A 532-nucleotide genomic window follows, 5' to 3' on the forward strand; every position below is an offset into this window, starting at 1 on the left:
TAGTCAATAGGAATTGATTCAACACTTGTCAGATCATGCCAAAGCAAATTAACCAAACCTATGCCAGCAATAACATCATGCTTATTACCTGAATATTGATAATGAACCATCTCTATTTTTCTACTACAAGCGTGTTGCTTAATAGTGAAATAAGGGTGTTTCGGTGATTGAAGTAAATTTTACGCTGTTCTGAGATGGAAATTCCAAAGACCTGCGCTAAGGAGTAAGAAGGTATCATCAATAAAGGGTCTACGATTCCGTAAAATTTGGGTCATGCAACCGAGGCGCTTGATACCCGCGATGGCGTGTTCAACTGTAATACGGATGCCCGAGATTATTTTATTTTCTTGTTTTTGTTCAGGCGATAAAGGTCTTTTTCGAGTTCCTTTTTTTGGGATTTGTGTATTAGGATGCTGTTTATCTATACCTTGAAAACCGGTATCTGCCCAGATGGTTACCTCAGGAGGAATATGGCGAATTATATCGACTTTATCGAGTAAGCGTTTATCGTGACGGCGCCCATTTTTGCTCA

1 protein-coding gene is annotated in these 532 nt (G+C 39.3%); it reads right to left on the reverse strand.

What is annotated here, in order from left to right; all coding sequences use genetic code 11:
- Positions 1-179 precede the first annotated feature (179 nt).
- The coding region (locus tag CBG25_RS15715; protein WP_290603898.1) for a transposase family protein at positions 180-532 on the reverse strand (353 nt) is incomplete at its 5' end.

It is taken from the genome of Arsenophonus sp. ENCA (genome assembly GCF_002287155.1).
GTDB lineage: Bacteria > Pseudomonadota > Gammaproteobacteria > Enterobacterales > Enterobacteriaceae > Arsenophonus > Arsenophonus nilaparvatae.